The organism is Micromonospora qiuiae (genome assembly GCF_016863555.1).
Classification (GTDB): Bacteria; Actinomycetota; Actinomycetes; order Mycobacteriales; family Micromonosporaceae; genus Micromonospora; species Micromonospora qiuiae.
Map to the genome: position 1 here is coordinate 26,199 of NZ_BOPC01000004.1, position 19,420 is coordinate 45,618.

Consider the following 19,420-nt stretch of genomic DNA (forward strand, 5'->3'; position numbering starts at 1 on the left):
CGGCTCCCGATCAGTTTTGCGGGAGGAAGGCCAAGGCACGCTCCCAGGTCAGATCGGCGGCTGTCGGGTCGTGGTCGGGCACGGTCGGGTCGGTGAACAGGTGACCCGCCCCCGGATAGCGGTGCACCATCAGGTCCGCCCCGGCGGCGGTCATCGCCCGCTGCCACTGGTCGACCTCCTCGGGCGGGTCGTAGGCGTCGGGGTCGGCCAGATGCATCTGGACCCGCAGGCCGGGCCGGACGGCCGCCGGCGAACCACCGGTGCCGTGCAACAGCAGCAGGCCGGCCGTGTCGGGGCGCTCGGCGAGCATCGCACCGGCCACCCCGGCGCCCATCGAGAAGCCGGCGAGCACGGTGTCGGGCGGCAGCGGGTCGAGCGCGGCGCGAGCCCGGTCGAGGACGGCCCGCTGACCGATCCGGTCGAGCAGGGCGAACCCCTCCTCGACGGTGTCGACGGGCGGTTGGCCGTACAGGTCGGGCACCGCCACCTGATGACCGGCGGCGCGGAGCCGATCGGCGGCGGTCAGCACGGCCGGCCGCAGCCCGTACACGGAATGAAAAAGCACGACGTGTCCCATCGACACATCCTGCCGGGTGCGTACGACAACTCGGCCGCGCCGGGCCGACCACCGCTGGACGGGGTCAGCTTCGGTCGCGCTCGGCGGAACCCTCGCCCGGCGCCGAACCGTCGGTGGTCGGTCGCAGGGCCCGGCTGTGGCCACGGAACTCGGCGATCACCTCCGCATCGCCGCGGGTGACGGTGACGTCGTAGATCCCGCTGCGCCCGTAGCGGGTGCGTTCGACGGCCCGGGCGACCAGCAGGTCACCCTGCCGGGCCGGGCGGACGAAGGTGATCTCACCGCTGGCCGCGACGGTGGCCGGTCCGTGGCTGTTGCAGGCCAGCGCGAAGGCGGTGTCGGCCAACAGGAACACGAACCCACCGTGGGCGATCCGGTGGCCGTTGACCATGTCGGCGGTGATCCGCATCCGGGCGACCGCCACGCCGTCGCCAGCGCTGACCAGCTCGATACCGAGCCGGTTGGACGCGACATCGGCGTCGAACATCTCGTGCGCGGCGGTGCGCTGCGGATCCACACTGGCTCCTGGGCCCGATCGGGCGGGCAGGTCCTCGCCCTCGGTCGGACATCATGTCATCGTCGGCGGCGGCACCGAGAAATGGTCACGCTCAGCCGACGCCGGGGCCGGCGACACGCGGGTTCTGCGGGTCGATGTTGCCGGCCCGCAACAGCGCGTCGAGCTTGGCCTCGATCCGGTCGTCCGAGTCGCGGGACCGGGAGGAACCCCAGTAGTAGAAGAGCCCCCAGCCCGGCGGCCTGCCAGACCGGTTGGAAAAACTCGGACTGCCAGTGGCCATCACGGCCTTCTCTCGGCACGGCTTGCGATGGGCGATGTGCCCCTAACGAGCAGGTATGAAACAACTCAGGCGACGCAGTGCGCCTCGGAAACGGGTCGTACGCGCGGAGAGGGGTCAGGGGCGGCCGACCTCGCCGTCGATCCCACGATCCTCATCTTGCCAATGTCTCGTAATTGCAAAGTTATGGCAAGAGGTCTGGACAGCGTCGGCACCCGTAATTAGCGTGCTCGACATGAGTCCTTACATCGTCGACATAGACGCGTGGCAGGAAAGCTGGGATCGGCAACAGGAGGCGTACCTGCCGGACCGGGAGCACCGGATCAGCGCCATGCTCGACGCGGTCGACGCGATCCGCGACACCGCACCGCTGCGGCTGCTCGATCTGGCCGGCGGCACCGGCACCATCTCGCTGCGGGCGCTGCGCCGCTTTCCGGACGCCGAGCTGACCCTGGTCGACCTCGACCCCGCCCTGCTCGCCCTCGCCACCGCCGCGCTGCGCGACCGGGCCACCGTCGTCACCGCCGACCTGGGCCGCACCGACTGGCACACCGCCCTGCCACATCGCCGGTACGACGCGGTGCTCACCGCCACCGCACTGCACTGGCTGCCCGCCGACCGGCTGGCCACCCTTTACGGCGAGATCCGCGACCTGCTGCGGCCGGGCGGCCTGCTGATCAACGTCGACCACATGCCGGATGACGCCCTGCCGGAGCTGACCAAGCGCCTGCTGGCCCGGGCGCAGGAGCGACGGCAGGCCCGGTACGCGGCCGGTGCCGCCCTCTCCTGGTCCCAGTGGTGGGACCAGGCGGAACGGGACGAGGCGCTGGGCCCCCTGGTGCGGCAACGGCACGCCATCTACCCCGCCGGTCACAGCCCGGAGTGGAACCCGCCGATCTCCTGGCATCTCGCCGCCCTCACCAAGGCCGGCTTCACCGAGGTGGGCACCCTCTGGCGCGGCGGCCCCGACGCCGCCGTCGTCGCGGTCCGCTGACCGCCCGGCACCCTCAAGATCCGCACAACATCAGGGAAGATGCTGCCTCATCAGCCGACGAAGCAGCACTTTCCCCGAAACTGCTGCCGAGGGCGGAGCACGGCCGGGTGACCCGACGGCGTCGTGCAGCGAGGGTGGCGACTCCCTGGCCGTCGGGCGGTCACGCGTCCGAGGTCGGTGCGTCCGCCCGGGCCGGCGCCCCGGTGCTGTCGGCGGCGGGCGGACGGGCCGCGGGGACCAGCAACAGCGTCGGCAACAGCAGCAGCGGTACGACCACCAGCGCCCGCAGCGTGCCCACGTGGTCGCCGAGCAGGCCGAGCAGCGGTGGCCCGGCGAGGAACGCGGTGTAGCCGATCACCGCGACCACACTGACCCGCACGTGGGCGTGTTCCTCCTCGTCGGCGGCGGCGCTCATGCCGACCGGGAAGCCGAGCGAGGCGCCGATACCCCACAGCGCGACGCCGACCACCGCGAGCGGGCCGGAGCCGGCGAGCACCGCCAGGCCGGCGCCGACGATCGCGAGCACGATGGTCGTGGTGAGCACCGGTCCCCGCCCCCACCGGTCCAGCGCCACCGTTCCCAGGGTGCGGCCCACCGTCATGCCGACCACGAAGACACCGAAGACCGCCGCGCCGGCCGCCTCGCTGAAGTCGTATCCGTCGATGAAGGCCACCGCGAGCCAGTCGTTGGCGCTGCCCTCGGCGAACGCCGCGGCCAGCACCAGCAGGCCGATGAGCAGGGTCCGCGGCTCACGCCAGGCGGCCAGCAGCCGGCTGCGCCCACCGGCCGCAGTGCCGGCATCGGCGTCGGACTCGGCCGGTAGGAACGCCCGCGCCCCGAGCAGGGTGCCGGCGAGCACCAACGCGGCCAGCGCGCCGAGGTGCAGGCCGACCGGTACGCCCAGCCGAGCGGCGCCCGCGCCGAGGCCGGCGCCGGCCACCGAACCGAGGCTCCACGCGGCGTGGAAGCGGGGCATCACGGTCCAGCCGAGCCGGCGCTCGACGGCGGCGCCCTCGATGTTCATCGCCACGTCGCAGCTGCCGGAGCCGTAGCCGACGGCGAACAGTCCCAACGCCACCCCGGGCAGCGCCCCGAAGACGCCGGCCGACACGCCGGCAACGATCAGCCCGAGCGCCAGGATCAGTGTGGCCAGCGCCACCGCGCGGGCCGCGCCGAGGCGCTGGGTGACCAGGCCGGCGGTGGGCATGGCGAGAATCGCGCCGGCGGACATGGCGAGCAGCACCAGGCCGAGCCGGCCGGGGCTGAGGCCCAACTCGTCGCGGACCGCCGGCACCCGGGAGAACCAGGTCGCCACGGCCAGTCCGTTGAGCGCGAACACCACCGCGACGCCGTTGCGGGCGGCCAGCACGGCGCGGGACGCGCCCGGGCCGGGCGGGGATGTCACGGGGGTGGTGACGGTGGGGTCCACGTACGTTCCGGTCCTCTCCTCGGCGAGGTGCTGGCAACGATCACACACCTGGAAGCGCTACCAGCACAATCCGCTCCAGGCGCTTACCCGCCCGCCAGGCGGCGCGGCATGATGCGGATGGGCGCCCGCACCATCGGGCGGATGAGCGGCAACAGGGAGTACATCATGATCACGGCAGGCCGGCCGGTCACCCTCGACGACGTCGCCCGCGCCCCCGGGGTCTCCCGGTCGACAGCCGGCTGATCGGCCTTTCGTCCCTCAGTCCGCGGCGGCCAACGAGGTGAGTTCGGCGTACTCCGGCGAGGCCAGGAAGCGGGCCAGCATCTGTGCCGTACCGGGGGTGTAGGGTCGCCCGTCCAGGAGCTCGTCGGCGGAGAGGAAGACGAGGGCGGCACCCTCACCGAGCACGATGTCCTGCTGCCGGGCCCGGGTGGGGGCGCAGAAGTAGTGCTTGACGCGGTCCTGTTCGGGCAACTCCTGGCGGGCGTACCACCGCAGTCCCTCCGTCACCCGCAGTCCGGTCTCCTCCCGCAACTCCCGGCTGGCGGTCTTCTCCGGCGTCTCCCCCGGCTCCCCGTGCCCACCCGGCAGGCCCCACACGTTCGGGTGGTACGGGGCGTGCGCGTCGCGCAACTGCATCAGCAGCCGGCCGTGCCGGTCCACCAGCAGGACGCAGGAGATCGGAATCATGGTCCCACACTAGGAGGCGCGCAGCCCCGGGTTGCACCCTGCCGGCTATGGTTGTTGCTGTGATCGGGCTCGGCGTGCTCTGGTACCTCGTCGGTGTGTTGGCCGACGTCGGTGCCTCGAGCATGCTCTCCGGCACCGCTGCGGCGACCGGCGTCCTGCTGACCGTCCTGCTCGCCGCCGCGAATCTGCTGCACCGGGTGGTCACCGATCCCGACCTGCGGATCACCCGCCGGATGCTGCGCGAACGCTCCGGACGCACCGGCGTGCCCCGCCATCGCGACCCCGACGCCGCCGGCCGGGCCCGTCCCAGGGCCCCGACGACGCCCCTCGCGGTCGTCTGAGCCTGTTCCTCCCCGCTCCTCGGCGACCGCGACTGACTGTTCTTCGCCCTTTCCTCAGTCATCGGTCGCACTTCGAGGGGTGCTTCATGTCCATGATCTACGCAGCCATCTCGGCAATCCTGCTGTTCTGGCACGCCGCCTGGCAGTTGCTGTTCGGCGACGCGACCGTGCTGGGCACCAACTGGTCGTGGGTGCTCGGCATCGTGTTCCTGGTGCTCACCGTCCGGACCGTCCTGTTCCCGGTCTTCGTCAAGCAGATCAAGTCGCAGCGGGCGATGCAGGCGTTGCAGCCTCGGATCAAGGAACTTCAGGAGAAGCACAAGAACGACCGGGAGACCCTGCAGCGGGAGCTCGTCGAGCTCTACCGGACGGAGCAGGCCAACCCGCTGATGGGCTGCCTGCCGATGCTGGTGCAGATCCCGGTCTTCCTGGGCCTGTTCCACGTGCTGCGGCATCTCAAGCCGACCATGCCGGAACACCTCAAGACGCTGTACGGCTGGTCGGTCGCCCAGTTCGACAGCGCGTCGTCGGCGAACCTGTTCGGCGCGCCCATCGCGGCCAGCTTCCGTTCCACCGCGTCGGAGCTGGCCGTGCTCGGCGCCGACGGCATCACGGTCAAGGTGGTCGCCGCGGTCCTGATCGTCACGATGATCGCGACGACCTACCTGAGCAGCCGGCAGCTGATCCTGCGCACCGGGTGGGCAGCGGACCCGCAGCAGAGGATGGTGCAGCGGCTGATGCTCTACGGCATCCCGCTCTCGCTGCTCCTCTCGGGCCTGATCTTCCCGATCGGCGTGATCATGTACTGGGTGACCACGAACCTGTTCAGCCTCGGCCAGCAGACCTGGGTCCTCCGCAAGTACCCACCGCCACCGGCCAACACTCCCCCGCACCCCGCACCCGCCCCGGCCCCCTGAGCCGAGATCCTGGTACGTCACGAAGCCGTGACGTACCAGGATCACAGCGGGGTCAGTGGTGCAGCGTGGTGATGGTCCAGCGGGGGGAGGCGTTGGTGACGGGGGTGGCGTTGCCGGTGAGCGTGGTCCGGGCCCGGGCGTGACGGTGGGCGCTGGTGCCGACCCAGAGCTCGACGTCGCCGGGCTCCACGATCCGGGTCAGAGTGCGGTCGGAGAAGGCCAGCCGGGTGGTGGGCACCGCCAACTCGACCGTGACCGATTGGCCCGGCTCCAGGTGGACCCGCTGGTACCCGAGCAGCTGCGCCACCGGCCGGGTCACCGAGGCCACCAGGTCGTGACCGTAGAGCTGGACCACCTCGTCACCGGCGCGGGTGCCGGTGTTCGTGACGCGAACGGTCACCCGGATCGTCCCGTCGGTCGGCACCGTGGCGGGCACCGACAGGTCGTCGTACTCGAACGTCGTGTAGGACAGGCCGTGACCGAACGGCGCCGCGGGCGTCGTGGACAGGTTGGTCACCTCGTTGCCCTCGCCGAGCGCGGGATGCAAATAGGAGTACGGCTGCGCGCCGGCCGAAACGGGCAGGCTGACCGGCAGCCTGCCGGACGGGTTGACCCGCCCGGAGAGCACTCCCGCGATCGCTCCGGCGCCCTCCTCACCGGGGAAGAACGCCTGCACCACCGCCGCGCACCGGGCCAGCGCCCAGCCCAGGGCGTACGGCCGGCCGGTGAGCAGCACCAGGATCACCGGTCGACCGGTGGCCAACACCCGCTCGACGAGTTCCCGCTGGACACCGGGCAGTTCCAGGTCGTCCCGGTCACAGCCCTCGCCGACCGTGCCGCGTCCGAACAGGCCGGCGTGGTCGCCGACGACCAGTACGGCGACGTCCGCGCCGGACGCCGCCGCGACGGCCTCGCCGAACCCGGACCGGTCGTCGCTGTCCACGTCGCAGCCCCGCGCCCAGCTGACCATCTCGGCGCCGAACTCGACCCGCATCGCGTCGAGCACCGTCGGCGCCTCGACGCCGCTCTCCACGTCGGGATGCTGGGCGAGCACGTGGTTGAGGAAGGAGTAGCAGCCGAAGAGCGCTTCCTGCCGATCGGCGTTCGGGCCGATGACCGCCACCCGCCGGCCCGCTGACAGCGGAAGCGCTTCCTGGTTGCTGACCAGGATGATCGACTCCTCGGCGAGGCGGCGGGCGATCGCCCGGTGCTCGGGCGAGTCGAGGTCGATCGACCGGACCGGCTCGTCGGTGAAGGTGGCGTCAAGCAGCCCGAGCTCCAGCTTCTGGCGCAACACCCGCAACACCGCCCGGTCGATGACCGCCTCGTCGAGCCGGCCGGAACGCACCGTCTCGACCAGGGTCAGGTACGCGTCACCGGTCGGAAGCTCGATGTCGACGCCGGCGGTCAGCGCCTGCACCGCCGCCTCCGCGTGGTCGCCCGCGACGTGGTGCAACAGGTTCAGGAACGCCACGCCGAAGTAGTCGGCCACCACGGTGCCGTCGAAGCCCCACTGGTCCCGCAGCACTCCGGTGAGCATCGCCGGGTCGGCGGCGACGGGCACACCGTCGATCTCGGCGTAGGAGTGCATGACCGAACGCGCGTCGCCGTCGAGGATCGCCATCTCGAACGGCAGGAGCAGCACGTCGGCGAGTTCTCGCGGACCGGCGTGCACCGGGGCGAAGTTGCGCCCGGCCCGCGAGGCGGAATACCCGACGAAGTGCTTGAGCGTGGCGTGCACTCCCTGCGACTGCAGGCCCCGTACGTACGACGTGCCGAGCGTGCCGACCACGTACGGATCCTCGGAGATGCACTCGTCGACCCGGCCCCAACGCGGATCCCGGATCACGTCGAGCACCGGGGAGAGGCCCTGGTGCACGCCCAGGGCCCGCATCGACGCCCCGATCGCCGCCGCCATCTCGGCGACGAGGTCGGGGTCGAAGGCCGCGCCCCAGGCCAACGGGGTGGGGAAGGTGGCCGCCTTCCACGCCGAGAGCCCGGTCAGGCACTCCTCGTGGACGATCGCCGGGATGCCGAGCCGGGTGCCCGTCACCAGATCCGCCTGGAACTTCCACAGCCAGGACGCGCGGGCGGCGGCATCGACAGGGCGGGTGCCGTAGGCCCGGGTGAGATGGCCAAGTCCGTGCCGGGAGGCTTCCTCGAGCTTGCCGGCGCCGCTGAACTCACCCTGCAAGGGCGCGACCGCTTCGCCGTCCTCCTTCTCCCAGAAGCCGACCAGCTGCGCGATCTTCTCCTCGATTGTCATCCGGCCGAGCAACTCGCGTACCCGCGCCTCCCCCGCCGCCCGGTCGGACCGGTCGTGGCGCGGATCCGGCTGGGCCGGTGTTGTCGCCGGCGCGCCCACTACCCCGTGGACCTCAGTCATGCTGTGCATCCCCTTTTGTTGCTCGTGCCGCTGTCGCTCAGCCCTTGACCGCGCCCTGCAGGCCACCGACGATCTGTTTCTCGGCGAATGTGAAGAACAGTAGTGCTGGCAGCATCGCCAGCGACGTGAAGGCGAGGATTCCCGCCGTATCGGACGTGTACTGGCTGGAGAAGTTTTGCACCCCCAAAGGCAGGGTGTGCAGGCTGGCGTCGCCGAGGACCAGCAGTGGCAACAGGAACGCGTTCCAACTCGCCACGAACGCGAGGATCCCGACGGTGACGAGCGCGGGCCGCGACAGCGGCAGCACGATGCGCCAGAGGAAGCCGATCCGCCCGGTGCCGTCGATCGCGGCAGCATCCTCCAGTTCGCGGGGGATGGCGGACAGGAAAGGACGCAGGATCACGACGGTCAGCGGCAGTTGGAAGGCGACCTGCGGCAGGATCACCGCGTAGTACGAATTGATCAGGTTCAGGTCGCGCAGCATGAGGTAGAGCGGCAGGATCGCCGCTCCGGCCGGGAAGAGCAGGCCGAGGGTGAAGAAGGTGTACAGCACCTCACGCCCCCGGAAGGTGTACCGGGCGAGCACGAACGCGGCACTGACCCCGAGCAGCACGACGCCGAGCGTGGTGCCCAGGGCGATCACCCCGCTGTTGAACGTCTGCTGCCAGAAGTTGCTCTGCGTCAGCACCCTGGCGTAGTTGTCCCAGACCCACGGACTGGGCAGCCCGGCCGGGTCCGCGACGATCTGCGGGGTGGTACGGAAGCCGCCGATGATCACGTAGACCACCGGAGTGATCGACACGGCGGCTACCGCGAGCGCCAACGCGTAGGTCAGCGGGCTGCTCCACGTGAAGGGCCGGCGGTTGACCGACGAGGACTGCATGGCGTTCGCGGTCATGGTCACTTCGCCCTTCCGGTGACGGCGCCCTGGATGTCACGGCGCAGCAGGAAGCGCTGGAAGATCAGCGCCGCGACGAAGGAGATGACGAACAGGATCACGGCCACCGCGTTGCCGTAGCCCCACAGCCGGGCGAAGAACCCGTTGTCCACCATGTACGTCGCCATGGTGGCGGACGCCCCGAGCGACCGTACCGCGGGCACCGAGGTGACCCAGATGATGTCGAAGACCTGCAACGAGCCGATCATCGACAGGAACATCCAGATCCGGATCGTCGGGCCCAGCAGCGGCAGCGTGATGTGACGCTGCGTCTGCCACCAACTCGCCCCGTCGATGGCGGCGGCCTCGTTCAACTCCTGTGGCACGTTGGACAGGCCGGCGAGCAGGAGGATGATGGCGAAGCCGACGTACTTCCAGGTGAGGACGAACAGCAGCGTCCAGATGACGATGTCGAGGTCGGCGAGCCACGCCTGCACCAGACCGCCCAGGCCCACCGCCTGCATCAGCGCGTTGAGCGTGCCGGCGTCGGAGAGCAGCAGCTTCCACATGATGCCGACGGTGACCTCGGCCAGCACGTACGGCACGAACGCCAGCAGCCGGAACAGGGTGCGACCGCGGAAGTTCCGGTTGAGCAGCAGCGCCACGCCCAGTGCGATGGGGCCCTGGATCAGCAGCGAGCCGAAGACGATGATGGCGTTGTTGCGCAGCGCGTCCAGGAAGATCGGGTCCTGGAAGGCGAGGACGTAGTTGTCGAATCCGACGTAGTCGGTGGGCGGCCCGACGCCACGCCAACGGAAGAGGCTGTAGTAGAAGGCGAAGCCGATCGGCACCAGTACGAACATCACGTACACGATGACCGCTGGCGTGGTGAGACCGATGATCTCGTACCACTTGCGTCGGGTCTCGGCCGCGCGGTAGGACGAGCGCCTTGCGGGCCGGCGCCCCGCCGGCGGCGCGGTCGCGCCGCCGGCGAGGTCCAGGGTGGGGTTGGTGGAGGTCACTTGCGTGCGGCCGCCTTCATCGCCTCGACGACCTTCTCGGGCGTGCCGTTACCGGCGAAGATGGCGACGATCGCGTCGTTCATCGCGTTGCCGACCGTGCTGCCGAACGCGGTGTCCAGCCAGAGCTGCACGTAGGTCGCTTCGGTGGTGGCTTCCAGGATCGACTTCAGCGCGGGGTCCGCGACCCCGGCCTCGGCACCCTTGGCCACCGGCAGGCCGGTGCCGGTCTCGGCGTAGCCCTTCTGCACCTCGGGGCTGACGATGTACTTGAGGAACTCGACGCACTCCGGCGGGGCGTTCTTGGCGCAGGCGAAGCCGTCGCCGCCGCCCAGGGCCGCCTTCGGGTCACCGGGGGAACCGGCGATCGCCGGCACCGGGAACCAGCCGAGGAACTTGCTGAGCGCCTCCTTGTCGGCGGCGACCGTGTCCAGCGTGCCCTTGTTCCAGTCGCCCATCAGCTCCATGGCGGCCTTGCCGTTGGCGAGCAGGCCGTTGGCGCTGGTCGGGTCATTCTGCCCCGGCGTGGCGATGAAGTTGGGCTGGAACGGCTTCGTGTCGATGAAGGTCTTCAGGTCCTGGCCGGCCTTGACGAAGCACTGGTCGTCGAAGTTCAGCTCCAGGGAGGCCTTCTTCAGCGTATCGACCGAGCAGGCACGCAGCGCGAAGTTGTACCACCAGTGCGCGGCGGGCCACTTGTCACCCGCGCCGACGGCGATCGGAATCACGTTGATCGCCTTGAGCTTGGTGACCGCCTCGTTGAGCTCATCGAACGTGGTCGGCGGTGCCGCGATGCCCGCCTTGGCGAACATCTCCTTGTTGTACCAGATGCCCTCGATGCCCATCCGGTACGGCAGGCCGTACTGCTTGCCGTCCACCTGCCAGATTCCGGCCGCGCCGCCGATGTTGGCAACCTCGTCCTTGACCTGGTCGGTGATGTCCTTGAGGTAGTCGGCCTCGACCTGCTCGCGGATCTCGCCGCCGCCCCAGGACTGGAAGATGTCCGGCGGGTCACTGCTGAGCAGCGCGGCGGGAAGCCGGGTGCGCTGGAGCTGGTTGGTCTCGATGCCCTCGATCTCGATCGTGACCGTGGGGTGGAGGGTGTTGAAGTCCTTGGCGACCTTCTCCCAGTAGGTCTTACCGGGCCCGTCCTGCGAGGCGTTGTGCCACCAGGTCAGGGTCACCGGGTTCTTGAACAGCTCATTCTCGGATGGAGCCTCGCTCTCGCCGCCGCCGCCACATCCGGCGACAAGCAGAGCGGTGGTGATGGACAGCGCTAGGACGCTGCTTGCGCGGCGCTTTATAGCCACGATGTCTCCTCGACTAGTCAGTCGCGGTGCTTCGGCCTGCGGGGGAGTTTTTCAGCCCCGTCACGCAGTGTCAATCGGTGTCGATAACGTTTTCGACTCGGCTGCCGAGGGCCGCGATCTGCCCTCTATCATCATCAACGTGGCGTTCCCGCAGCGTGTCAACATGTCGGACGTGGCCCGTGCGGCCGGCGTCTCAGTGGCAACCGTATCCAAGGTCGTGAACGGCCGGTACGGCGTGGCACGCGCGACCATCGAGCGGGTTCAGCAGGTCATCCACCAGCTCGGTTACGAGGCCAGCCTGGGGGCGCAGAGCCTGCGCAGTCACCGTACGAACGTGCTGGGCATCCTGGTCGCCGAATTCGAGCCCTTCTCCACCGAACTGCTCAAGGGTGCGTCCACGGCGGTGGCCGGCACTGGCTACCAGTTGCTGGCCTACTCCAGCGGCGACGGTGCCGGCACGGCCGTCGGCTGGGAGAGACGCTCCCTCGCGCGCCTGTCCGGAACGCTCATCGACGGCGCCGTGATCGTCACGCCGACGGTGGTGGAGACCAAGCAGGGCTTCCACGTCGTCGCCGTCGACCCGCACACCGGCCCGTCGGGCCTGCCCACGGTCGACTCCGACAACTTCGCCGGCGCCGTGCTCGCGACCAACCACCTGCTGTCGCTCGGTCACCGTCGGATCGGGCACATCAGCGGACGCCCCGATCTCGAGTCGTCCCGCCTGCGGGAAGCCGGCTTCCGGCAGGCAATGGCCGATGCCGGCGTGGCCGTGGACGAGCGGCTGGTCCGCGTCGGCGGTTTCCGGATCGAGAGCGCCGCCGGCACCGCGGGCGAACTGCTCGCCCGTGCCGACCGGCCGACAGCGGTCTTCGCGGGGAACGACCTCTCCGCCATCTCCACGATGAACGTCGCCCGGGAGATGGGCCTCACGGTGCCCGACGACCTGTCCGTGATCGGCTTCGACAACATCCCGGAATCCGCCCTGGTCAACCCGCCACTGACGACGATAATGCAACCGCTGCAGCAGATGGGCGCCGAGGCCCTGCGCCTGCTCGTCGACCTGATCGCCGGCGCGGAGCGCGACATCCACATCCGGCTCCCCACCGAGCTGGTGATCCGCGCCTCCTGCCGGGCTCTGCCCGACTGACCGGGAGCCGTTTGGCGGTGTTTGCCGGTCCTCGCGCCATCTGACAGCGCGACGGGCCGCCGACGGTATTTCCGGGCCCCCGGCCCGCTCCTGAAAGACGTAACCGCGCCGACACGGTACGGAAACACGCCGGGTCGGCCCAGTCCCCGTCGATGGGAGAAACCTGTCATGAGCAGTGCAGGGAGACGTGCCCGCAGAGCCGCCCTGGTGGTCCTCGCGGGTGCGGCGCTGACCGGTCTGCTGGCGGTCACCGCAGCCACCGCCGCGCCCGTCGGAGCACCCGAGCGGGCTGCCGCGGCGGCCCGCACCGACGTCTACATCAAGGATGTCCCCACCGATGTCGGGCTCGAGCCGCACACGCTCGAACCGCTGTGGGCCAGCCCCGACATCAAGGTCTGCCCGACCGCCATCGAGTGCGCCACCAGCCAGAACCCGATCGTCGGAGTGACCAACTACGTCTTCGTCAAGCTGCGCAATCCCGGGCCGTACGGCTCGGGCACCAGCAGCGGTGTGCTCCGGGTCTACCGGACGACGCCCGGCGGCGGCGCGACCTGGCCGACGCACTGGACGCAGATCGGGGCGGTCAACGTCATCGCCGCCGCAGGCGTCACGACGGTCACCGTCCCGTGGACCGGGGTACCCGGGCCGGGTCACTTCTGCCTGACCGCCCGCTGGGAGTCCAGCACCGACCCGATGACCTTCGAGGGCCCGGACATCCACACCAACACCCGCTACAACAACAACATCGCGTGGCGCAACGTCGACTCGGTCCGGCTCACCCCGAGCGCGCCGCCGGTCGTGCGGCCCTTCGCCATCGGCAACACGCTGACCGTACCGTCCAGGAACGACCTGGTCTTCACGGCGGCCGAGTCGCTACGAAACGTGGGCGGCCGGGTGGTCGTCGACCTCGGTCCGGAGCTCTTCGAGCGCTGGCGGGCCGGCGGCGCGGTCGGCACGAACGTACGCGCGGTCGGCCGGACCCAGGTGGAGATCGTGGAGCCGGCCAAGGCCAGCCTGGGCAACCTGCAGCTCAACCCCGGTGAGCGGGTGGAGTTCTCGCTGCTCTTCTCGGCCGAGGCCCCGTTCGAGCGGGAAATCGCGCTCAACGTGGCCCAGTTCGGGCCGGACAACAGCGGGGCGAAGCGGGCCGACCTCGGTGGCGTGCAATATCTGATCAGCGCTGGGAGGCAGTAGTCCAGCTCCCTCGCGGGGGTCGCGGGCCGTCCGGCCCGCGGCCCCGTCAACGTAGACAGATCCAGTCGGTGACCACCGCGTGCCCGCCCGCGTCGGCACGGAGCTGAATCGGACCGGGCGGAGGAACACCCAGCGAGAAGAGGCCCACCGCGTCGACCGGAGCCTCGTCGTAGGTGCCGCTGGCCGTGCGGGCGCTGATCCGGCCGCCGCCGGCCGGTGAAAGCTGGCCGACGATCCCGGCGTCGCTCACCTCGATCTCCACCACCATCGGGCCGCCCTGGAAGGAGAGGGTGCGCGCGGAACCCGCCGAACGGGTCAGGGCGGCCAACTCCACCTCGCTCGCCGAGTCGAAGGTCAACTCGGCCAGGGTCAGCTCGGCGTCCACCGTCCGCCAGGCGAACGCCGCCCGCGCCGCCGTCACGTACTCCTGGGGAACTCCCCCGGCGTCCCACAGCGCCGCACCCAGCTCCGCCGTCAACCGGTCGTCATCGACCGGCGGCCACGGCTCCATCGCGTTCGCCCCCCTTCCTTTCGGCGGTGCCGACCAGACCAAGGTACGGAGCGAGGGCCGGAGAGTCGCGCAGCCTGCGCAGGCAGCGGGCCTGCGTCGGCCCGATGCTGCCGATCGGTACGCCCAGCCGGGCGGAGGCTTCCCGGTAGCTCAGCGGCGGGTCGGCCGTCAGCAGCGACAGCAGCTCCTGGCAGCGCGGCGGAAGCTGGGCGAAGCCCTCCCGCAGCGCCTGTCGCCGCTCGGCACGCAGCAGATCCTCGTCCGGCGTCGCGGCATCCGCCCAGGTCCCGTGGTACGCGTCGAGTGCGGCGTCGGACGGGTCGACCGGCTGGGTGCGCCGGCCGAGGCGGGACATCCGGTAACACTCGCGCCGGGTCGTGACGGCCAGCCAGGCGCCGAGCGCCTCCGGTTCGCGTACCTGATCCAGGTGTTCCACCAGCCGCAGCCAGACAGTCTGGTTCACATCGGCCGCGTCGGCGCCGACCAGGTCATGGGAGCGGATCACCGAATACACCAGCGGGGTGTATCGGCGCACCAGTTCGGTCCACGCTGCCTCGTCCCCGCGCGCCGCGTCGGAAACCAGGACGGTCACGCTCCGACCGGTCAACGCGACACCGCCGTTCCGGTGCTCATCCGACGAGCACGCCGTAGTCGGGATGCCAGCGCGGCGCCGCGAGCAGCGCCAGCTTCACCGCGTCGGCGCTCAGCCCGCTGGTGGTCATCAGGGCGGCGATCCGGCCGGCGACGTGTGCTGCGGCGAACGAGGTTCCCGCCCAGGTGGCGAACCCGTGGAACAGCCGGGTCGGCCGGCCCGGCAGCGGCAGCCTGCCGTCGACGTACGTGCTGTCGCGCCGACCGAGGGCGCAGGCGTCGACCCACGGCCCGAAGCCGCTGTAGGTCGCCGGCGCCGGGCCGCTGTTGCCCGCGGCGACCGCCGCGACCGCCAGGACCCGGTCCAGCGCGGCCGGCCAGACAGGCCGGTTGATGCCGGCGTTCCCAGCCGCGGCCACCACGGCGGTTGTCGGTGGCAGTCCGGCCACCGCGTTGGCCAGCGGCAGCGAGGGCTGGTCGTCGAGGGTGAAACCACCCAGCGAGAGATTCACCACGGACACCTCCGGCGCGAGCCGGCCCAGAGCAGCCACCAGCATCGCCTCGTCGCCGACGCCGGTGGGGTTCAATGCCGGCTCCGGGTCGACGCGTACGCCCGGCGCGGCCTGCCGGACCACCCCGGCGACGAACGTGCCGTGGCCACCCTGCGGAGCGAGCACGTCGCTGTGCACGTAGAGCGGGTCCTCGTCGTCGGGCTCCGGAAGGTACGCGCCGCCGAGCCACTCCGGGTGAACGGCACCGGCCTGCCGCCAGATGCCGGTGTCGCAGATGCCGACCGTCACCCCCGCCCCCTCGCCGAGTCGAGCCGGATCCGGCGGCGGCAGGGCGGCGGCCGCCCGGGGCGGCCCGCTCGGGTTGCCCATGATGTTGCCCAGGCCGAGCAGCACATGGTGCGGTTGGACGGTGGGCACCCGCTGGCCGGGCCACTGCCGGGGGTCGCGCAGCTTCGTCACGACCGCGGGGATGTCGGCCTCCCCGGCGAACAACAGCCGGGTGACGCCGGCGAACCGATCGGCGACGGTCGTCGGGTAGCCGCCGTCCTTGAGCCAGGCGGCGACCCGCTGGGCGTCGGCGTCGGCGGCGAGCAGTTGCCGGGGCCGGTAGAGAATCTCGCGGCCTGCGGTGGTGTGCCGCCGCACGTCGCGATCGGCGCTCAGCGCTTCGGCGAACGCGAGTTGGTAGGCCCTGTCGTCATCGGTGTCGCCGAGCGCCGGTGCCGGACGCAGCCCGACGCCGAGCGGCACTGCGGCCACGGCCAGGGCGGACGCCGCCAGGAGTCGCCGTCGGGACAGGCCATGATCGGGACACGGCGCGATGGGGTGATCAGGAAGCACGGGGTCCTCCAAGGATCGTCCGGACAGCGGCACGCGCCACTGGTGGCCGGCGCGTGCCGCTGTCAGCGGCGCGTGCGGCGAATCTCCCCGGACCTCACCGATTCTTCCAAATGATCGGCCAATGTCAATTGGCCGAGTGACGGACCCGTCACGTGGAGTCCGGTATCGACATTGACGCACCGCCATGAATGGTGAACGCTTTGTCCATGCCCGACAGCACCGATGCCGGTGCCGGGACCGCCCAGGCGGCGCTCGACACCGTCCAGCGCCGTCCCCGCGACGCGATCGCGATCGCCCAGCGGGTGCTCGCCGCCAGCCCCGACGACGACGAACGGTCCACCGCCGACCGCGCCATCGGCCTGGCCCTGCGGGAACTCAACGATCTGCCCGGCGCGCTACGCCACCTGCGACGAGCGGTCCGGATCGCCGCCAGCGCCCGGGCCCGCGCGCTGGCGCAGATGAGTCTCGGTTACGTACTGGCAAATGCCGGCCGTACCGCAGCGGCGCTGCGGGCCGTGACCGCAGCGTTGCCGGAGTTGACCGGCGCGGACGCCGGGCGGGCCCGGATGCAGCGGGGGGTGGTGCTGCACTACCGCGGCCGCTACGACGAAGCGGTTCGCGACTACGGCCACGCCATCGACATCGCCCAACGCTGCGGTGACCTGCTGCTGGAGGCACGGGCCCGCAACAACCGGGGCCTGCTCAAGACCCACCGGGGCACTGCCGGTGGCGACGACGACCTCTCCCGGGCCGCGGCTGTCTTCCACGAACTCGGCCTGGACCTCGCGGCGGCCGACGCCCGTTGGAACAGCGGGATCGCGGCCGGCCGGCGCGGTGACATCGCGGCGGCGCTGCGGTGCTTCGCCGCCGTCGGCGAGGAGTACCGCCGACTCGCCGTGCCCCGGCCGGCATTGCTGCTGGACCGCGTCGAGTTGCTGCTGTCGGTGCCGCTGGTCGACGAGGCGGTGCAGGTCGCCGCCGTGGCGATCCGGGAGCTACGCCGCCGCGGGATGGCCTCCGACCTCGCCGAGGCGCTGCTGGCCCAGGCCCGGGCCGCCCTGCTCGCCGGTGACCTCGACACCGCGATCGGAGCCGCGGCGGCGGCCCGGACCCGGTTCCGGCGCCAAGGCCGTCGGACCTGGGCCGCGTTCGCCCGGCACGTCGAGCTACGCGCCGAGTTCCGCCGGGGGACCCGTTCGCCGGCCCTGTTCCGGGCGATGGTGCGGACCGCCGACCAGCTCGACGCCACCGGATGGCCGGATCCCGCGCTGATCACCCGCATCGACGCCGGCCTGCTGGCGGCGGCTGCGGGCCGCACCGATCGCGCCAGGGAGCTGTTCGCCACGGCCGCCCGGACGCGTGGCCGGGGCACCGCCTCGCGGCGGGCTCAGGGCTGGTACGCCCTGGCGCTGTGGCGCCGGCTCGGCGGTGACGAATCCGGTGCGGCTCGGGCCCTCCGTCGCGGCCTGGCCGTGCTCGACCGGCACCGCACGTCACTCGGCGCCACCGAACTGCGGGCCCACAGCGGAGCGTACGGGCAGGAGCTGGCTGCCGAGGGTCTGGACATCGCCGTCCGGGCCGGGGCACCGGCTCGGGTCCTCGCCTGGGCGGAGCGGTGGCGCGCCAACACGCTTCGGATGCGCTCGGCGCTCCCACCCGACGACCCCGACCTGGTCGCCACCCTCGCCGATCTGCGGATGGTCAGCGGGCTGCTCGAAGACGCGGTGCTGGCCGACCGTCCGGTGCGTGCCCTGCGCGGCCGGCAGGCCCGACTGGAACACCGCATCCGCGACCTGGCCCGGCGGGTGCCTGGCGGGAGCGGGGTACTGGCCCCACCCACCGTGGGAGCCCTGGCCGAGCGGCTCGGCTCGCGTGTGCTGGTCGAACTCGTGGCGCACGGCGATCGGCTCCGGGCGGTGCTGGTCCGCGACGGCCGGTCCAGCCTGCACGACCTCGGCACGCTCGCCGAGGCGGCGAGGCTGGCCCGTTGGCACCGGTTCGGGTTGCGCCGCCTGATCACCACCGGGGACTCGGCCGCCGCGCGGGCCGGTGCCGCACACGCCGCCACAGCGCTCGACAGTCAGCTCTTCGATCCGTTGCGGCGACGCCTGGCCGACCGCGCCCTGGTGATCGTTCCAGTCGGAGTGCTGCACGGCGTCGGTTGGGCCGGGTTGCCGACCTGCGCCGGTCGCGCCGTCACGGTCGCCCCGTCGGCCACGGTCTGGCTCGCGGCGGATCAGCGAGAGGCAGCGGTCGGACCGGCGGTCCTGGCCAGCGGCCCGCGCCTGCCGGCCGGGCAGGCCGAGGTCCGCCGGTTGGCCCGAGTGCTGCCGGGGTCCCGGCTGCTCACCGGGGCGGACGCCACCGCCGACGCGCTGACCGCCGCCCTGGATGGCGCCGGGATGGTGCACATCGCGGCCCACGGGACGTTCCGCGCGGACAACCCCCAGTTCTCCACCCTGGAGCTCGCCGGCGGGCCGCTGTTCGCGTACGAGTGGGAACGCGTCACCCGCCCACCCGGCTGCGTGGTGCTCTCCGCCTGCGAGTCAGGCTTGACCGGCGTCCGTCCCGGCGACGAGATCATGGGATTCGCGGCGGTGCTGCTGGCCCTGGGCACCCGGTGCCTGATCGCCACGGTGCTACCGGTACCGGCCGAACCGACCACCGCGCTCATGCTGGACCTGCATCGACGGATGCAGGCCGGTGCCCGGCCGGCGCCCGCCCTCGCCGACGCCCAGCAGGCCTTCGTCGCCTCCGGTGATGGCACCGCCCGGGCCACCGCAGCTGCCTTCATCTGCCTGGGTGCCGGCTGAGGTGGTGCCCGACTACGGATTTCGCCAGGCGGGGACGCCGCAGGGATCCGCTACCGGCACCGTCGCACAGGACACCGCAACTCGCGGGCCTGCGCCACGAAACACCGCAACTCGCGGGCCTGCGCCACCAAACACCGCAACTCGCGGGCCTGCGCACAGGACACCGCAACTCGCGGTCTCAACCGGCCCGGAAACGCCGACACGCCGCAACCCACGCCGCCCACAGGGCCGGACACCCCGACATGCCGCATCCCGCGCCCGCCCTGGGCACCCCAACACCCCGACTTGCCGCAACCTGCACCGTTCGCAATCCCCAGGCAAGCACCCCAGCACCGCCCCAGGCACTCGCGGCCACCACGCCTGGCCCCACCTCGCCGCCACCATCTGTTGCCGGTTGCTCTGTGATCACGCTCCGAGGAGCGCACTCCGGCCGACGTCGTCCGCCTGGTAAAGGCGGAAACGCACCCGCCAGCCCTCA

Annotated in this window: 18 protein-coding genes; 6 read left to right on the forward strand and 12 right to left on the reverse strand. The window is 71.4% G+C overall.

The window, feature by feature from the left end; genetic code table 11:
* Positions 1–10: 10 nt before the first annotated feature.
* The 3 genes from Vqi01_RS01290 to Vqi01_RS01300 all read right to left on the reverse strand — a co-directional run bounded on the left by Vqi01_RS01290 (position 11) and on the right by Vqi01_RS01300 (position 1,374).
* Complete coding sequence (locus Vqi01_RS01290) at positions 11–721, reverse strand: dienelactone hydrolase family protein (protein ID WP_307824992.1); 711 nt, start codon at positions 719–721, stop codon at positions 11–13.
* Positions 642–1,064 carry a hydroxyphenylacetyl-CoA thioesterase PaaI gene (paaI, locus tag Vqi01_RS01295; protein ID WP_204032382.1) on the reverse strand — a complete coding sequence of 141 codons (423 nt, stop codon included), beginning with the start codon at positions 1,062–1,064 and terminating at the stop codon, positions 642–644. The genes Vqi01_RS01290 and paaI overlap by 80 nt, the downstream gene beginning before the upstream one ends.
* A gap of 121 nt (positions 1,065–1,185) precedes the next feature.
* Positions 1,186–1,374, reverse strand: coding sequence for a hypothetical protein (locus tag Vqi01_RS01300; protein WP_204032148.1), 189 nt, complete (start codon positions 1,372–1,374; stop codon positions 1,186–1,188).
* 232 nt (positions 1,375–1,606) lie between these two features.
* Between Vqi01_RS01300 and Vqi01_RS01305 the strand changes: the two genes are divergently transcribed.
* The gene (locus Vqi01_RS01305; RefSeq protein ID WP_204032149.1) at positions 1,607–2,365 is read left to right on the forward strand and encodes a class I SAM-dependent methyltransferase; all 759 of its coding nucleotides are present in this window, start codon (positions 1,607–1,609) and stop codon (positions 2,363–2,365) included.
* A gap of 160 nt (positions 2,366–2,525) precedes the next feature.
* Here the strand turns inward: Vqi01_RS01305 and Vqi01_RS01310 are convergent, their stop codons facing one another.
* Both Vqi01_RS01310 and Vqi01_RS01315 read right to left on the reverse strand, forming a co-directional pair.
* A complete protein-coding gene (locus Vqi01_RS01310; RefSeq protein WP_204032384.1) occupies positions 2,526–3,794 on the reverse strand; it encodes an MFS transporter in 1,269 nt (422 codons plus the stop codon).
* 258 nt (positions 3,795–4,052) lie between these two features.
* Entirely contained in the window at positions 4,053–4,484 is a 432-nt protein-coding gene (locus Vqi01_RS01315) for an NUDIX hydrolase (protein WP_204032151.1), read from the reverse strand.
* A gap of 47 nt (positions 4,485–4,531) precedes the next feature.
* On the opposite strand from Vqi01_RS01315, the gene Vqi01_RS01320 reads away from it, so the two are divergent.
* Both Vqi01_RS01320 and yidC read left to right on the forward strand, forming a co-directional pair.
* Positions 4,532–4,825, forward strand: a complete 294-nt coding sequence (locus Vqi01_RS01320) for a DUF6412 domain-containing protein (RefSeq protein WP_239098098.1) — start codon at positions 4,532–4,534, stop codon at positions 4,823–4,825.
* Between the two features lie 86 nt (positions 4,826–4,911).
* Complete coding sequence (yidC, locus tag Vqi01_RS01325) at positions 4,912–5,742, forward strand: membrane protein insertase YidC (RefSeq protein ID WP_204032153.1); 831 nt, start codon at positions 4,912–4,914, stop codon at positions 5,740–5,742.
* Positions 5,743–5,794: 52 nt separating this feature from the next.
* Here the strand turns inward: yidC and Vqi01_RS01330 are convergent, their stop codons facing one another.
* Genes Vqi01_RS01330 through Vqi01_RS01345 form a run of 4 tightly spaced genes read right to left on the reverse strand, consistent with a single transcriptional unit; the run spans position 5,795 to position 11,334 of the window.
* Positions 5,795–8,128, reverse strand: coding sequence for a beta-xylosidase/alpha-l-arabinosidase (locus Vqi01_RS01330; RefSeq protein WP_204032154.1), 2,334 nt, complete (start codon positions 8,126–8,128; stop codon positions 5,795–5,797).
* A gap of 37 nt (positions 8,129–8,165) precedes the next feature.
* Complete coding sequence (locus Vqi01_RS01335) at positions 8,166–9,026, reverse strand: carbohydrate ABC transporter permease (protein ID WP_204032156.1); 861 nt, start codon at positions 9,024–9,026, stop codon at positions 8,166–8,168.
* A gap of 2 nt (positions 9,027–9,028) precedes the next feature.
* Positions 9,029–10,027: a carbohydrate ABC transporter permease gene (locus tag Vqi01_RS01340; protein WP_204032157.1), complete on the reverse strand. Its 999-nt coding sequence runs from the start codon at positions 10,025–10,027 to the stop codon at positions 9,029–9,031.
* Entirely contained in the window at positions 10,024–11,334 is a 1,311-nt protein-coding gene (locus Vqi01_RS01345; RefSeq protein ID WP_204032166.1) for an ABC transporter substrate-binding protein, read from the reverse strand. The genes Vqi01_RS01340 and Vqi01_RS01345 overlap by 4 nt, the downstream gene beginning before the upstream one ends.
* Before the next feature lie 139 nt (positions 11,335–11,473).
* Here Vqi01_RS01345 and Vqi01_RS01350 point away from each other — a divergent pair, with 139 nt between their 5' ends.
* Positions 11,474–12,481: a LacI family DNA-binding transcriptional regulator gene (locus tag Vqi01_RS01350; RefSeq protein ID WP_204032169.1), complete on the forward strand. Its 1,008-nt coding sequence runs from the start codon at positions 11,474–11,476 to the stop codon at positions 12,479–12,481.
* A 168-nt stretch (positions 12,482–12,649) separates the two neighbouring features.
* Entirely contained in the window at positions 12,650–13,675 is a 1,026-nt protein-coding gene (locus Vqi01_RS01355; protein ID WP_204032171.1) for a hypothetical protein, read from the forward strand.
* A gap of 46 nt (positions 13,676–13,721) precedes the next feature.
* Here Vqi01_RS01355 and Vqi01_RS01360 read toward each other — a convergent pair whose 3' ends face one another.
* Genes Vqi01_RS01360 through Vqi01_RS01370 form a run of 3 tightly spaced genes read right to left on the reverse strand, consistent with a single transcriptional unit; the run spans position 13,722 to position 16,129 of the window.
* The gene (locus tag Vqi01_RS01360; RefSeq protein WP_204032173.1) at positions 13,722–14,186 is read right to left on the reverse strand and encodes a hypothetical protein; all 465 of its coding nucleotides are present in this window, start codon (positions 14,184–14,186) and stop codon (positions 13,722–13,724) included.
* Positions 14,161–14,793: an RNA polymerase sigma factor gene (locus tag Vqi01_RS01365; RefSeq protein WP_204032175.1), complete on the reverse strand. Its 633-nt coding sequence runs from the start codon at positions 14,791–14,793 to the stop codon at positions 14,161–14,163. Before Vqi01_RS01365 ends, Vqi01_RS01360 begins: the two co-directional genes overlap by 26 nt.
* Before the next feature lie 22 nt (positions 14,794–14,815).
* Complete coding sequence (locus Vqi01_RS01370; RefSeq protein WP_239098100.1) at positions 14,816–16,129, reverse strand: S8/S53 family peptidase; 1,314 nt, start codon at positions 16,127–16,129, stop codon at positions 14,816–14,818.
* A 206-nt stretch (positions 16,130–16,335) separates the two neighbouring features.
* On the opposite strand from Vqi01_RS01370, the gene Vqi01_RS01375 reads away from it, so the two are divergent.
* Complete coding sequence (locus Vqi01_RS01375; protein ID WP_204032179.1) at positions 16,336–18,942, forward strand: CHAT domain-containing protein; 2,607 nt, start codon at positions 16,336–16,338, stop codon at positions 18,940–18,942.
* Positions 18,943–19,420: the final 478 nt, after the last annotated feature.

Coding starts and splice junctions, on each gene's coding strand:
- Vqi01_RS01355 (WP_204032171.1), top strand. CDS start 12,650: ATGAGCAGTGCAGGGAGACGTGCCCGCAGAGCCGCCCTGGTGGTCCTC.
- Vqi01_RS01335 (WP_204032156.1), bottom strand. CDS start 9,026: ATGACCGCGAACGCCATGCAGTCCTCGTCGGTCAACCGCCGGCCCTTC.
- yidC (WP_204032153.1), top strand. CDS start 4,912: ATGTCCATGATCTACGCAGCCATCTCGGCAATCCTGCTGTTCTGGCAC.
- Vqi01_RS01300 (WP_204032148.1), bottom strand. CDS start 1,374: ATGGCCACTGGCAGTCCGAGTTTTTCCAACCGGTCTGGCAGGCCGCCG.
- Vqi01_RS01360 (WP_204032173.1), bottom strand. CDS start 14,186: ATGGAGCCGTGGCCGCCGGTCGATGACGACCGGTTGACGGCGGAGCTG.
- Vqi01_RS01305 (WP_204032149.1), top strand. CDS start 1,607: ATGAGTCCTTACATCGTCGACATAGACGCGTGGCAGGAAAGCTGGGAT.
- Vqi01_RS01375 (WP_204032179.1), top strand. CDS start 16,336: ATGCCCGACAGCACCGATGCCGGTGCCGGGACCGCCCAGGCGGCGCTC.
- paaI (WP_204032382.1), bottom strand. CDS start 1,064: ATGTTCGACGCCGATGTCGCGTCCAACCGGCTCGGTATCGAGCTGGTC.
- Vqi01_RS01320 (WP_239098098.1), top strand. CDS start 4,532: ATGGTTGTTGCTGTGATCGGGCTCGGCGTGCTCTGGTACCTCGTCGGT.
- Vqi01_RS01330 (WP_204032154.1), bottom strand. CDS start 8,128: ATGACTGAGGTCCACGGGGTAGTGGGCGCGCCGGCGACAACACCGGCC.
- Vqi01_RS01315 (WP_204032151.1), bottom strand. CDS start 4,484: ATGATTCCGATCTCCTGCGTCCTGCTGGTGGACCGGCACGGCCGGCTG.